General features: G+C 42.0%; 12 protein-coding genes. 5 read left to right on the top strand and 7 right to left on the bottom strand.

The features are described 5' to 3' along the window. Nucleotides 1-49 precede the first annotated feature (49 nt). Nucleotides 50-3,445 carry a transcription-repair coupling factor gene (gene mfd / locus R8P61_13235; GenBank protein ID MDW3648024.1) on the top strand — a complete coding sequence of 1,132 codons (3,396 nt, stop codon included), beginning with the start codon at nt 50-52 and terminating at the stop codon, nt 3,443-3,445. Here mfd and R8P61_13230 read toward each other — a convergent pair. From R8P61_13230 to R8P61_13220, 3 genes are all read right to left on the bottom strand, one after another. Next, complete coding sequence (locus R8P61_13230) at nt 3,442-5,208, bottom strand: PAS domain S-box protein (protein ID MDW3648023.1); 1,767 nt, start codon at nt 5,206-5,208, stop codon at nt 3,442-3,444. The genes mfd and R8P61_13230 overlap by 4 nt on opposite strands. Nucleotides 5,209-5,292: 84 nt before the next feature. Beyond that, nucleotides 5,293-6,387, bottom strand: a complete 1,095-nt coding sequence (locus tag R8P61_13225; protein ID MDW3648022.1) for a hypothetical protein — start codon at nt 6,385-6,387, stop codon at nt 5,293-5,295. A 66-nt stretch (nt 6,388-6,453) separates the two neighbouring features. Beyond that, the gene (locus R8P61_13220) at nt 6,454-7,110 is read right to left on the bottom strand and encodes a WG repeat-containing protein (protein ID MDW3648021.1); all 657 of its coding nucleotides are present in this window, start codon (nt 7,108-7,110) and stop codon (nt 6,454-6,456) included. A gap of 94 nt (nt 7,111-7,204) precedes the next feature. Between R8P61_13220 and R8P61_13215 the strand changes: the two genes are divergently transcribed. Beyond that, a complete protein-coding gene (locus R8P61_13215; protein MDW3648020.1) occupies nt 7,205-8,461 on the top strand; it encodes a T9SS type A sorting domain-containing protein in 1,257 nt (418 codons plus the stop codon). 3 nt (nt 8,462-8,464) lie between these two features. Here R8P61_13215 and R8P61_13210 read toward each other — a convergent pair whose 3' ends face one another. Next, nucleotides 8,465-9,784, bottom strand: coding sequence for a sialidase family protein (locus tag R8P61_13210; GenBank protein MDW3648019.1), 1,320 nt, complete (start codon nt 9,782-9,784; stop codon nt 8,465-8,467). Nucleotides 9,785-9,851: 67 nt separating this feature from the next. Between R8P61_13210 and yidD the strand changes: the two genes are divergently transcribed. Next, nucleotides 9,852-10,115: a membrane protein insertion efficiency factor YidD gene (gene yidD / locus R8P61_13205; protein MDW3648018.1), complete on the top strand. Its 264-nt coding sequence runs from the start codon at nt 9,852-9,854 to the stop codon at nt 10,113-10,115. Here the strand turns inward: yidD and R8P61_13200 are convergent. From R8P61_13200 to R8P61_13190, 3 genes are all read right to left on the bottom strand, one after another. Further along, nucleotides 10,105-10,944 carry a PfkB family carbohydrate kinase gene (locus R8P61_13200; GenBank protein MDW3648017.1) on the bottom strand — a complete coding sequence of 280 codons (840 nt, stop codon included), beginning with the start codon at nt 10,942-10,944 and terminating at the stop codon, nt 10,105-10,107. The genes yidD and R8P61_13200 overlap by 11 nt on opposite strands. Nucleotides 10,945-11,079: 135 nt before the next feature. Beyond that, nucleotides 11,080-11,826, bottom strand: a complete 747-nt coding sequence (folE, locus tag R8P61_13195) for a GTP cyclohydrolase I FolE (GenBank protein ID MDW3648016.1) — start codon at nt 11,824-11,826, stop codon at nt 11,080-11,082. Continuing rightward, nucleotides 11,786-12,196 carry a 6-carboxytetrahydropterin synthase gene (locus R8P61_13190; GenBank protein ID MDW3648015.1) on the bottom strand — a complete coding sequence of 137 codons (411 nt, stop codon included), beginning with the start codon at nt 12,194-12,196 and terminating at the stop codon, nt 11,786-11,788. The genes folE and R8P61_13190 overlap by 41 nt, the downstream gene beginning before the upstream one ends. 175 nt (nt 12,197-12,371) lie before the next feature. On the opposite strand from R8P61_13190, the gene R8P61_13185 reads away from it, so the two are divergent. Next, complete coding sequence (locus R8P61_13185; GenBank protein ID MDW3648014.1) at nt 12,372-13,883, top strand: NAD(P)/FAD-dependent oxidoreductase; 1,512 nt, start codon at nt 12,372-12,374, stop codon at nt 13,881-13,883. 24 nt (nt 13,884-13,907) lie between these two features. Further along, on the top strand, nt 13,908-14,828 hold the full coding sequence (locus R8P61_13180; protein MDW3648013.1) for a glutamate--tRNA ligase family protein: 921 nt from the start codon (nt 13,908-13,910) through the stop codon (nt 14,826-14,828). Nucleotides 14,829-14,847 lie beyond the last annotated feature (19 nt).

Raw genomic sequence — 14,847 nt, 5'->3', positions numbered from 1 at the left:
AGCCGAAAGCTCTCGAACAAGCTTTGGGCTATTCTTGTTGTATACCTTTATGAAAAAAGCTGATATCCTGGTTTCGTACAGGGAAAATGAATTGCTGAAATCCTTTGCTGAGAAAATTAAAGAAGATCAAGGGGGGAAATTTCAGATAAAAGGAATGGCGGGCAGCCAGGCAGCCTTTGTGTTGGTGGGACTTTATCGTCTGGTCCAAAGAAACCTCCTGATCATTCTCAATGACAAAGAAGAGGCCCTTTATTTTCAAAATGACCTCAAGGCACTCATGCCGAAAAAGGAAATCCTGTATTTCCCTGCTTCCTATAAACGACCCTATCAGGTAGAAGAAGTAGATAATGCCAATGTCCTGCAGCGAGCCGAGGTTCTCAATGAGATAAACCATACCCGCAGCGGAAGGCAGGTCATCGTGACTTTCGCAGAGGCCCTCAATGAAAAAGTGGTTAATAAACGATCCCTGGTAAGAAATACCCTGGAGATCAAAGAGAGTGAAGATTGCGGGATGGACTTTATCATTGAAACCCTGGATACCTATGGATTTGAGAGAGAGGAATATGTCTATGAACCCGGACATTATGCAGTCAGAGGTGGGATTATTGATATTTTCTCCTTTGCCCATGAAAAACCATATAGAGTGGAGTTTGATGAAGAGGAAATCGAAAGTATCCGGACTTTCGATCCCGTGAGCCAAATATCAGAAGAGAGGGTAAAACGAGTTTCTCTTATCCCTAATATCCAACGTAGCCTGCTTACAGAAGAGAAAGTTTCCTTCCTGGATTATGTTTCTGATAGTACCCTGATTATTACAAAAAATATATCTTTTGTTGAAGCAGATCTGGAAAGACTCTATCAGAAAGCAGAGGATAATTTTGAAACCCTCATGAAAAATAGTGGAGGTGCAGCCTTGAGTCTTGAACCGGATGAAGTGTACTATAAACCGGAAGCTTTTCTGAATGACTTGAAAAGTCGAAGCGTTTTAGAATTGGGGGGCAATCCATTTTTTCCAGATCAAGAAAGCAGTTTGGAATGGAAAGGACAGGCCCAACCTTCCTTTCACAAAGAATTTGAATTGCTGGCCAAACATTTTAAAGAAAATACCCAATCTGATATCAGAAATTATGTCCTGTCAGAAAACGAGAAACAGATTCAGCGACTCAAAGAAATTTTTGAAGAAGTTGATCCGGAAGTGCGATTTGATGGGGTAATCGGAGATATCCATGAAGGATTCAAGGATGAACAATTAGAAATTGCTTGTTATACCGATCACCAGATTTTTGACCGCTATCACCGTTTTAAAAGCCAGGCTAGCAAAGTCCGTTCTCAGGCACTTACCCTGAAAGCACTCAAATCATTGAAGCCGGGAGATTATGTGGTTCATGTAAATCATGGAATCGGGAAGTTTGCGGGCTTGCATACGATCCAGATGGGGCAACATACGCAGGAAGCTGCTAAAGTGATGTACAAGAATGGCGATTCTATTTTCGTCAACGTAAATGCCCTCCATAAAATCAGTAAATATACCGGGAAAGAAGGAGCTGTACCCAAACTGAATAAGCTGGGTTCTCCTGCCTGGGCCAAAACAAAAGCCAAGACCAAAAAACGCATCAAAGAGCTGGCTTTTGATTTGGTATCTCTGTATGCGAAACGTAAGGCTATGCCGGGTTTCGCCTATAGCAAAGACACCTATATCCAGCAGGAATTGGAGGCCTCATTTATGTATGAGGATACGCCGGATCAGGTAAAAACTACAGAAGATGTAAAAGTTGATATGGAGGCACCGCACCCTATGGACCGACTGGTATGTGGGGATGTAGGATTTGGGAAAACAGAAATTGCAATACGTGCAGCCTGCAAAGCTGCGGTAGATGGAAAGCAAATAGCCGTCTTGGTCCCAACAACTATTTTGGCCCTGCAACATTTCCGTACCTTCTCTAATCGACTCAAGGATATGCCGATTACGGTTGACTATGTCAATCGATTTAAAAGCACAAAGCAAATCAAAGAGACCCTGGCCAATGTTGCTTCTGGTAAGGTAGATGTGCTGATCGGAACTCATCGTTTGGTCTCTAAAGATGTAAAGTTTAAAGAACTGGGACTTTTGATCATTGATGAGGAGCAGCGTTTTGGGGTAAATGTAAAGGATAAGCTCAAGGTGCTGAAAACCGGTGTGGATACCCTGACCCTTACCGCAACACCTATTCCACGGACCCTTCAGTTTTCACTTGCTGGTATTCGGGATCTTTCAGTTATAGGAACTCCACCACCAAATCGACAACCTATAGAGACGGTTCTGACTACTTTTTCTCAAACCATTTTGAGAGATGCGATCAGTTATGAATTGAAAAGGGGAGGACAGGTCTTTTTCATCCACCCTAGAGTGAAAGATATAGAAGAGGTAGCGGGTTCCCTTAAGAAATTGGTGCCAGATGCCCGGGTGAAGGTAGGGCATGGTCAGATGACGGGCCAGGAACTGGAAAACCGAATGGCCAGTTTTATAGAAGGAGGATTTGATGTACTGGTGGCAACTACCATTATCGAATCTGGTCTTGATATACCTAATGCCAATACCATCATCATCAATGAAGCCAATAAATACGGCCTCGCTGATCTTCACCAAATGAGAGGTAGGGTAGGTCGTTCCAATAGAAAAGCCTTCTGCTATTTGCTGGCACCTCCGGAGATCTCATTGACCCAGGATGCACGAAAGCGCCTGAGGGCCATGGAGGAGTTCTCTGAGCTCGGAAGTGGTTTTCATATTGCGCTAAGGGATTTGGATATTCGGGGTGCAGGAGACCTCCTGGGGCCCGAACAGAGCGGATTCGTAGCAGAGATCGGCTATGATATGTATCACAAGATTCTGGATGAGGCTGTGCGGGAACTAAAAGAGGAGCACTTCTCGGATATGTTTGAGGAAGAATTGACTCATCGGAAGAAAGTCTTTGTGGAGGATTGTAAAATAGACCTTGATCTGGATATTCGAATTCCAGAATCCTATTTACCAAGCATACCCGAACGCTTGAAATTCTACCGACGGATTGCAGGGGCAGACTCTGAAGAAACGCTACGAGGAATACAAGTTGAATTGATAGATCGATTTGGTCCTATGCCCATTCAGGTAATGGGACTCTTTGATGCAACCCGGATTCGAGAATTGGCCAAGCAGATGGGAATAGAACGGGTAGGCTTAAAAGCCAATAGTTTGCGCTTGTATTTTATCAACAATCAGGAATCCAGCTTTTATCAAAGTCCTGAATTTGGTAGAGTACTGGAATATGTACAAACCTTTACGGCACGGGTAAAAATCAAACAAACTCCCAAACATTTATACATGATCTATCAGGATGTGTCAAGGATCAAAAAGGTGATGATCCTGATGCAGGAATTGTATGATTTTGTATTTGAAACCCACAAATTGCAGGAGAGCGAACAGCTTTAATCTACGGCTTCCTCACTCAATTTTGCTTTGGTCTCTTTTTTTACACCATTGCCATTTTGGGAGGCAAGCTGCTTTTCTCTCTCTACTTCACTAAGTAGTTTTCCCGTTTCAGGGCATCTTTCCTCAGACGTACAGGGAAGACTCAAATAAAAGGTAGTACCCTTGCCTACATTTGAGGTAAACCAGAGCCTGCCATTGTGATTGAGGGCAATCTTTTTACTAATGGCCAATCCCATTCCAATATTTTGGTCTGTTTCTGAGTCTTTTTGGAAGATCATGAAGATTTTATCGTAGTCTTCACGTTTGATACCCGCACCATTGTCTTCGAAGGCAAATATGTGTTGCTTCTTCTCTATATCAAGGGTGTGGGAAATGTTTATTTCCGGTGGTTTTTCCCCTCTGTATGTTACGGAATTGTCGATGATATTTTTGAAGAGGCGGATCATTTGAATACGGTCCGCATTGAGGGTAGGCAATTGATCATAATGCAACTGAACGTTATAGGCCTCGAAATTATCAGCCAGATTACTCTCCACTTCTTTTATGACTTCATTCAGGTCTACAGATTGGGCCTGCATTTTATCAGCGCCCGAGGAAGAATAGATATTGAGTGCATCAATCAGATCACGCATCTGTTTACTTCTGTTTGTGATCTCATCCATGTATTCATCAGCCAAAGGATCTGGCTTATCCTGAAGATGTCGAAGAATCACGGATGCCTGTTCTATTTTTTCGAGGGGAAAGCGAAGATCTGTCGCAGCCATACTGGCAAATTGCTCTAGCTCGGCATTTTTGATCGACAATTCTTTATTGGTGTATTTTAAGGCATTGGAATAATTGTCCAGTTCCAGTTCGCCAGCCTTTTTATCAGTGATATCGATCGCGATAGAAGTCGATCCTACGACAAATTCATTTTTATCAAAGATAGGGGTAGCACTGATTTGCATCCAGATGATAGATCCATCTTTGCGAACCATACGAATATCGTATGTGCCGGAGATACCTTGCTTGCGTTCAAGGAGTTTTTCGTCCAGGAGTTCTTTATCCTCCTGGGCAACCATTTCCAAGACATTCATCACATCTACCAACTCGCTATTTTTATAGCCGAGCATCTTGCAGATCATATTGTTGACAAATCTGATAGTCCCTTTATTATCTACTTGCCAGACTCCTTCATTGAGATTAATCATCATTTGCCTGTTTTCCTGGCTCTGATGCACCAAACGATTGAGGGTATGAATATGAGATCCAACAATCAAGTAAATGACCGTACAAAGCAGGACGTAGCGAGCGATGAATTTGATGATCTCTATATCGATTACTCCCTGTGGAGGAGTCAGAAAGGCAGTCAGAACAATCAGGAGCAGAAATACAAACATGAAAATGAGCACATGAATGCGGTCATTGAAATACCACATAGTCACTGCAATCATCAACATGAGGCCCGTACGGGCATAAAGTGAGAACTGAGTCAGGTAGAGATTGTAGAGATAATCAAAGCCAATCAGGGCAATCGCCATGATCACCATAGAATAAATATTCTCTCTCACCCAATCGATCAAGAAGGATAAAAGCAAAACCCCCCAACAGTAAATACCGATGGTGTAGGCACTTATGTCATTGATGATGTTTAATTCAAATTCCTTCGGATGGGCCAGACGTATCCCCAGGAGGATGATGGGGAAAGCACCTAATAACATTCTTCCTACATTCAGACTAAAATCTGCAGCAGTAATAACCTCACTTTTCTTGGTAAACCACATATGCTCTGTTCAGGGTGACTCATTTCAAATTATTACAAATTTGAAACCTTTACAAGACACAGATGCTAATTGGGTATACGCATGTTAAAACTGTGCCCCTGAAAAATAAACGATTACAGCGACAATTATTGCAATGAGGATCACTAAAAGTGTGATTTTTACCCAAGACACGGGTTTTTTGCCAGAAATTTTTCCACTTTGGCCATTTACGATGAATTGAAAAACCTTGCCTTTATAGGTGTATCCCGCAATCCAAAGAGGCAATAAAAGGTGTTTGAAGGTATGGCGGTGTTTTTCCGTGCGCACCCTGAGGCCTCGATAGGTATCTCCCGGTATCTGACTTGCACAGGCGCTTCGGATGAAATTATCCATTTTCTGATCAGCCACTTCATAGCCTTCCTGCAAATTTTTCTGGTACAATTCGGTATCCCAGCCGAGGAGATATCGATTGTCAAAGTTTACTACCTGACTTAAGTGATAGGGAAGTATTTGATCTACCAACTTTTGACCCACTCCATGAGAAGCACAAATCAAGGTGTCGTCAAAGAAGTGATCAAAATAACCGCTTGCAGCTTCCCATCTTACTTTGCGTACTGTCTTCGTTTGTATTTGACCATTGGGCCCCCTTACTTTTTTCTGGACAAAGTAATAATAGCCTGCTTCTGCTTTCCAACTTGATTCTGTGAAAGCATCGAAAGTCCAAAAGGGTAGGTAGACGCCTTTTATGGAATCGATTTGGGCTTTTTTGGAAAGATTGGAGGGACTAAACCAGCCTGAGCCTATCCATTTCTCAAATTTTGATTTGGCCTCATCCTCTGGTACGCTAAAAGGCAAAACTCCTGAGGGTTCTATGATCCTCTGGCTCATGGCCTGCTCATTGACATGATTAGAACCACAAAAAGGGCAGGAAAGATTTACCTGCTCACGAGAAATCATGGTGTCCGATCCGCAGTTTTCACAGTGAATTTCTTTGGCATTCACATGAAGACCGGTAGGACTATCCTCAGCATGATAGGAAGCTGAAAGGGGGCGTTCGACAATTTCATCATTCCCTTTCGGGAGATGTTTGCTGAATTCACAATATTCGCAATGAAGCGCCTGATGCTCCGCACTAAAGGCAACATGAGGAGAACCACAATTCGGGCATTTTATATTCAGGCTTTCAGTTTTGCTTTCCATAAGGGGAGTAATTGACAGGCTTTCAAAGAAAGGACAGCAAGGAATTCCGGGAGTTGGAAATCACGCTTAGTTCTTGCAATCTTCTATACATCTCCCTCCTTTGTCGATATAAAACCAGTCATTTCCCATTCTGACTCGTGCTTTACCTGCAAAGAAGGAATAGGCCTCATCAAAATTAAGGGGAATACTCAATTGACCCTCATTGCTATAGAATCCATACTTCGTCCCAAGCCTGACCAGAACCATTTTTTCGGAAGGGGGCTGAGCTTCATCGTGCTCAATGGGAATTATCGGCTCGCCTTCAGGATTTAGGAAGCCATACTTATCATTCAATTTAACTTTTGCTAATCCTTCTGTAAAACTCCAGCACCTGTCGTACATCATCGGAATAACTACCTCGCCACTTTTGTCGATAAAGCCACTTTTTTCATTGAGGCTAACACGGGCTCTTTCCATGGAAAAGTCAGCCGCTTTATCAAAAATCAGACTGATAACCAGGGTTCCCTCTTGATTTACAAATCCAAATTTTACTCCTTTTTTGACACGTGAGAGATTTTCAGATAAAGGATAAACCCGATCATAACTCCCCTCGGCAATTCCTACAGGAAATTTATTGGGATCCTTTTCTGGCTGTGCATCCAGAAGGCTGATATTCCCAAAGGAAATGAATAAGAGGAGGAAGAAAGAAAAGATCGTGGATTCAGGAAGTTTTGGCTTCATCATGATGAATTATTCTGTAAAATATTTCGCTTACATAGATACAAAACTTTTAGGATTTGTATTTTTGGCTTCTCAAGATCATTAACCAAAAATTTACATGCGCATACTCCTGGTTTTTTTGTCCTTCCTCCTTCTTTCCAGCACGCTTCCTGCTCAACAGAGAATCAAAATGATGCATTATAATTTGCTCAATTTTGGTAATAACTGTGGCAATGTTGATGTGTTGAGCAAATATGCCTGGCTGGAAACAATCCTGGAAGAAGCACGACCGGATGTATTTACGGTTAATGAGATAAATCCAAATCCTATTTTCAGCAACGGAATTGTTTCCCGTTCCTTTGGATATACAAACGCTATTAAAAGGGCTAGTATTACGAATCAGGCAAATTCAAGTATTGTCAATCAACTTTTCTACAATGAAGATAAGCTTGAGTTGATCTCTGAATCGGTCATTCCTTATAGTCTGCGCGATATCAATGCCTATCGATTATTTGTGAAGGGGAGTGGTATAAATGGAAATGATTCCCTCTTTTTCTATTGTATAGTAGGACACTTTAAAGCGACTGATGAAAGCAGTTCTGCGAATAGCAGAGCGGTGGCAGCAAATCTGGTGATGAACTGGATTGACCAAAATGCCAATGGCGATGGAGTAGTGGTCATGGGAGATTTTAATATCTATCGTCCGAGTGAAACGGCCTACCAAACCATGACTAACAATAGCAATGCCGCACTAAGTCTGGTCGATGTGATTTCGACGGTTGGTTGGGGAGGCGCTGGTGGAGCAGCCTTTTATACACAGTCTACCCGTACAACCAGCCAGGATTGTGGATCAGCAGGAGGTATGGATGATCGCTTTGATATGATGCTGTTTAGTTCCGAACTGGTCAATGCAAATTCGGACCTCCAATTGGAAAACGCCAGCTATACTGCTTTTGGCAATGATTCCAATCCTTATAATCAGTCTCTACAGTGTCAGGGGAATTCTGAGGTGCCTTTCAGCGTGTGTACGGCCCTTATCCTCATGTCCGACCATCTACCTGTAATTGCCGATTTGGTAGCTTCTACTGTCGTTTCTACAGACAGAGATTTACGCATACCCGGACTTAGAATGAACCTGGCTCCCAATCCGGTAGCTGACAATCTGACCATCGATTTTTTGTATACCCAAATTCAGCAAGAAGACTTCAACCTTAGCTTGCAGAACATGCTGGGGCAAAAAGTATGGCAAAGAGATATTAGTTCCCAAACTCAAAGGCTGGAACTCCCAATGTCCCAATTAGAAAGTGGCCTTTATATTTTGAAAATTGAGGATTCTTCTGGTCGCTTTCTGTCTGAAAAGGTCCTGAAGCGATAGCATTTATTTGATTCCCAGATCACTTTCAGAAATAACCGCTGTCCAGACGCTGGTTTTTGCATTTTCTTCCCGGGTCCATATCGGACAAATTCTTCCGGCATGAGCGGAGATATTATTATAATCTCCGAAGAAGGGAGCTCTTCCGGGTGTGAAGGGACTTTCGCTGATTTTCACATTGGTAAAACTTTCGCCCCCATCAGTAGAATAGGCGATATATACGTCCGTTTCCAGACCTGCATGATTCCTTCTGTCATAAAATACTGTATAGAGATAACCCGTCGTTTGGTCAATAGTCATCCAGCTGAGAAATTGTTGTTTGCCTGCTCCATCATCATTTACTCTTTTAGGAGCGGACCAGCTATCTCCGCCATCTGTGGATTTACTGACCCAAATGTCTGTATCGTCTTCTCCATTTCTTTGGTCAGCCCAGTTTACATAGAGATTGCCTCGGGTATCAGTTTTACTCACATCACAAAGTAGAATAGGCATGCCATTGGAGCGATTTAAGCCGGGAATGTCAATGGTCCAACCGCCAGGCTGTTCTGTTATCACTTTGTCTTCTTCCATCCAGGTTCTGCCTTTATCAAGACTTCTGTCAAAATATATTTTTTCATTCAGGGACCAGGCTACATAAATTTCCCCTTTAGGCCCAACCGCTGGCACTGCTCCTTCGGTTGTCCCATCGTCGTCAATACAATCCCCGGAAATTTGATTGATCCGGACCGCCTCACTCCAGCTCTTGCCTTTATTTTTGGAATAGGAAAAAAGGATATTACTCTTGTCCTGAGGATCTTTGCTATCATAAGCATCAAATTGGGTCCATGTTACATAAAGATGTCCGTTTTTGGGATTGGCAATGGCCCATTCTTTGTCCTGATCTTTGGGATGTCTTTCGCCCATAAAAGATCCATTGTCCCAGCTTTTTCCTCCATCTCTGGATCTTTGCCCTACGATCCTGTCAAGTAGTTTGTCGCTAAACCAACCTTTTTGATCCGGATCTGAAAGGTGGAAATAATAAAAATTGCCTTTCTTATCGGCAATGATACAAGGGTCTCCAAAAACCCCATAGCTTGATCTCAATTTGCCGGTTTCCCAATTCTTTCCTCCATCCATTGTGTAATAAACCTTATTGAGTATGGCACCACCTACAATATTGTCAGGATTTTTGGGATTGATGGCGATGCTGGGTTCACAAGGTTGATAGAGTAAACCCGTATTATCAAGGAGAACATTTTTGATTTCCTGGGAATAAGAAGTTAAAGGGGAAAGGGAAATACAAAAAAAGGATAATAGGAGAAATCGAGTCGTAGTATTAAGAATCATAAGGAGATATTAAGACAATAAAGATACAAATCCTGAAACAAATGGAGCCGAATCCGTATCTTTGTGTATGCTTCGAACATTGATAGGTGGATTCTTTTTACTATTGATTAAATTTTATCAATACGTCATCTCTCCTTTATTTCCCCCTAGCTGTAGATATACTCCCACTTGTAGCCATTATGCGAAAGAAGCTATACAGTTGCACGGTCCTTTTAAGGGAGGCGCCTTAGCCATCAAACGCATCAGCTCCTGTCATCCCTGGGGAGGTTCTGGCTATGATCCTGTGCCGGGAACGGAAAATCAATGGGATGAATCTGAACTTATTGATTAGGAAATCTGGTCCCAAACCAACTGGTGCTCATGCTGGCAACTCCAGCTGCTTTTTCTAATGCCAACTGAAAACTATCTCCCCTGGCAAAATAATAGGCAAAAGCTCCATGAAGGATATCTCCTGCTCCTAAGCTATCAATCGCTTTTACCTGAGTTACTTCTATCTCACCTTTCTGACTTCCCTCTTCAAATAAAATAGGCTTGGCTCCTCGACTTATTGCCCTGTAGTTAACCCCTTGAGCTTTCAGGTATTCAAAAACGGGCATATCAGCTGTTGTGAAATCAGCGGAACAAATGGCTATATCTGAATGTGCAATCAATTCCGGACTGCGCGGCTTCCAGCTTCCTCCATCCATAACAATAGGTTTAGCCAAAGCTTTTACATATTCAGCTAATATGATTGCCCCATCCATATGAAATCCATCCAATAGTGCAATATCGGGCGTATCCCTAAGTGCAGTCCTTAGTATTTCCAAGTCCAGTTTAGGCTGCCTTCCTGTATTTCTGAGGATAGACCGATCTCCACTTTGTGCATTGCTGATCACCGTGGCCATTATAGGTAATTCTTTTTCATCAGGCGAAAGGTCGATGATTTCGATTCCCAATTTTTCGGCTTCAGACAGAATAAAAGGGCGCAAAGGATTTGAACCTACAACCGTGAAGAATTTTGCTTGTCCCCCCAGTCGAACAAAAGTCGCTGCTGCATTGAGTGCAGGTCCGCCAATATTTATGCAAAAATCTGTGGATTTTTGCTTGATATTTTCCCGAGGGAAGGAATTTACGAGGTATTGTATGTCTATAGTGCTAAGCCCAAGGAAGTATCCCAGCATATATTTTCTTTCTTCAAAGATAGAACTCTAGTATAGAGAAAAACGGCTACTGGAGCAAAGTATGCAAGATTTTGGGCAAAAAGAAATGCGCAGAACGGGCGTTCTGCGCATAAGGATCTATTAAAACTACTACTACTACAATTCTAATAACGATAGAAACTCTTTTTTAGTTTCAAAATTTTTAAATTTTCCTGAATATTCTGCAGTGATCGTACTACTGTTCACATCTTTGACTCCTCTAGAGCAAACACACATGTGTTTTGCGTCTATGATTACTGCCACATCTTCTGTATTCAGGGCCTCCTTCAACTCTTTGACTATTTGCATAGTCATCCTTTCCTGAACCTGGGGTCGCTTAGCAAAATATTGCACGATCCGGTTCAGTTTTGATAGACCAACAACCATGCCATTTGAAATATAAGCGACATGAGCTTTGCCATAAATAGGTACAAAATGATGCTCGCAGTTTGAATAGAAGGTGATATCCTTCTCTATCAGCATTTGATTGTACTGATATTTGTTCTCAAACATACGTGCTTCGGGTTTGTTCGCAGGATTAAGTCCGCTGAAGATCTCTTTGACATACATTTTCGCAACTCTCCTCGGAGTACCGCTTAGACTGTCATCGGTCAGGTCCAATCCCAGGATGTCCATGATTTCTGAAAAGTGTGCCTCAATTAGCTCAATTTTCTTGTCGTCATCCATCTCGAAAGCATCAGGCTTCAAAGGCGTGTCAGTCGAAGTTGCGACATGCAAATCTCCCAATTCCTCATGAAGACCGTGTTTCCCTGAGTGGTTCTGACCATTATGTCCATTGCGTCCATTATGGCCATTTACCCCATTACGTGGCGGGGTATTCCACAAAGTTTCGTTCGGTTTCATATAATCTAATTGTTAATTGTAATTCGTCCCTCAGCTGTTTATCTAGAATATTCCAGATTACAACTGCGATATTCTCAGCTGTGGGATTCAGTGATTTGAATTCTTCTGTATCCAGGTTGAGGTTTTTGTGGTCAAATCTTTCCAGGATATGTTCGTTGATCAGATCTTTCAATTCCTTCATATCCATTACGTAGCCGGTTCTTGTGTCAACCTCTCCTACAATCTTTACTTCCAGATCATAATTATGCCCATGGTAGTTGGGATTATTACATTTCCCAAATACTCTTTGGTTCATTTCATCAGACCAGTCAGGATTATGAAGACGATGGGCTGCGTTAAAATGTGCCTTTCTATATACGGCGACTTTCATGAAGGGAACTGATCTCTATTTGATTTTGTTTTTCGAAATTCAACAAAAATAAAAATTCTAGCTGTCTTATTTTTGACTATATAGATTAATTTTTGTCACATCTTAAAAAGAACCTGTGGATTTTGATTTTTGTTTACACATTAAACAATTCTCATATTTTCCTGTTCTTTTTCTGATGCAAGCTAAATCTCCATACATCATTATCGGCAGTGGCATTGCAGGGCTTGCTGTTGCATCCCTACTTAGCCGTGATGCCTTTCCTGTTACGGTGTTAGAGCAAAATTGGTTGCCCGGTGGTTGTATGAGTTCTTATCCTCGAAAAGGTTACATTTTTGAGGCAGGGGCAACAACTTTAGTCGGATTGGAAAAAAACATGCCTTTGGGGCATTTGCTGGATGAATTAGGGATTGAACTTGATGCCTGGGAGCTGGAGATTCCGATGAAAGTTTTGTTGAAAGATGGTACGGAAATCACGCGATACCATGATCTGGAAGATTGGATAACAGAAGCAGAAAGGGTTTTTGGTAAGAAAAATCAACGGGCCTTTTGGGAATATTGCTTCAAGGTCAGTCAGTTTGTCTGGGATACATCGCTCAAACAAAAGGCTTTTCCTCCCAGCTCTTTTTCCGATTTATTATCAGCAGCTAAAAATTTTGAATTCAAACAATTGGGCTTTGCTCGCCTGGCTTTTCAATCCATGGAAGGACTTTTGGGCAAGTATGATTTGCTCGACAATGAGCCATTTGTCGATTTTGTCAATGAACAACTCCTGATTACGGCTCAAAATTATCTGAAGGAGGTGAATGTCTTATTTGGGGCGACTGCACTCTGCTACACCAATTATAAGAACTATTATGTAGAAGGGGGCTTGATAAAGGTCGCTGATTTGCTGGTTGACTATATCCGTGAGCGAGGAGGAGAAGTTCAATTGAGAAAACCGGTAGAAAAACTTACTTACCATAACGGATTCTATGAAGTTGAAAGTGTCTATAGAGGAAAGCAGGAATCATTTTCTGCGAAGAGCCTTATTTCAGCCATCCCTTTAAACAATACCCTCAAGCTATTTCGTGGATCAGAGCTTGAAAAGAAGCATAAAGGAAAATTGATGAAATCAGATCAATTGAACAGTGCTTTTACAATGGGAATTGTTTTTCCCCGGAAAAAGAAATTCGACTGTATTCATTACCAGATACATTTGAAAGAAGCTTTACCTCAAATCAATACAGATAGCATTTTCCTCAGCCTTTCTCATCCGGATGATCAATTGAGGTGTGGTATGAATGAATATGTGGCTTCTATCTCAACCCATATTCCGGACCCTTCTAATCACGTGATCGAAGATAAAAGCGAAATTGAAGCTGCTATTATTGCAGCCTTGAGTGAGCAGGGTTTTTTAGATGCAGATGAAATTATTTTTTCCCATTCTTCTACAGCGGGTGCCTGGGAAAAATGGACGGCACGATCCTGGGGATTTGTAGGAGGCTATCCCCAATATATGTCCATCAAACCCTGGCAAATGATGGATGCTCGTCTGGATCACAAACGGGCGTATATATGTGGAGACAGTACCTACCCAGGGCAGGGCATTCCAGGTGCTTGTCTTAGTGGAATAATTGCTTACGAGAAAATTACACTCGACCAAAAAAAGCCGCTTGAAGCTTTAGGAATAATAAGGAAATCTTTGTAAAATTAACTAATTCTCGTCTTTACTATGGATCTGGAAGAACCTTATTTCAAGACCAGGATTTCTCCAACTCCCAGTGGATTCCTCCATTTGGGGAATGCACTCAATTTTGTTTATACCTGGCTAATGGCAAAAAGCCATAATGCTCCATTGATTTTACGTATAGACGATTTGGATGCGCCCCGCATGCGCTCAGAATATGTAGAAGATATTTTTAGGACCCTTGATTGGTTGGGCCTGGACTATGATGAAGGGCCCCAAAGTCCTGACGAATTGCAAAAGACCTATTCGCAGAGTTTACGCATAGATCGCTATCTCGAAGTGATCAAAGAGCTGGAAGAAGATTATTTTATTTGTAGCTGTACCCGCAAGCAAATTCTAAAAGAATCAGAAGACGGGCAATATCCCGGGACCTGCAGAGAGTCTAATCTGGATCCTGCTTTGCTTGATAAGTACGCTATTAGGATAAAGGTGCCGGAAGGCAGTTTTGTAGAGTGGGAAGACCTGAAGCAGGGACCTCAACGCCTGAACCTTTATGCCAGTATGCGGGACTTTGTGATCCTGAGGAAAGATGGAATTCCAGCTTATCAGATTGCTTCTTTGGTTGATGATAGGGATATGGGGGTGAATATCCTGGTTAGGGGAGAAGACCTTAAAGACTCATCTGCTGCTCAACTTTTTCTGGCCCAACGATTGGGTTTTGATTCCTTTTCACATGCAAATTTCCTACATCATCCTTTGCTCAGAGGAATGGATGGTGAAAAACTCTCAAAATCCGCAGGCGCGCTCTCCATTCGGGAGCTCAGAAAAACTTCTACAAAAAGCTCGGACATTATAACGCAAATTGCACATATGTTGGGCTGCCCAGCTGACCTGAGGATCAATGATGTTCATGAACTTTTGCTTCATGTAAATCATATTGAAGGACTTCTTACTTTGTCAAAATAAAAAAGGGGAAGCTCAAGGC

The sequence above is a fragment of the Bacteroidia bacterium genome, from assembly GCA_033391075.1.
Taxonomy (GTDB): Bacteria; Bacteroidota; Bacteroidia; order J057; family J057; genus JAWPMV01.
The sequence above is the reverse complement of the archived record's forward strand: the minus strand, read 5'-3'. Positions and strand labels throughout refer to the sequence as shown.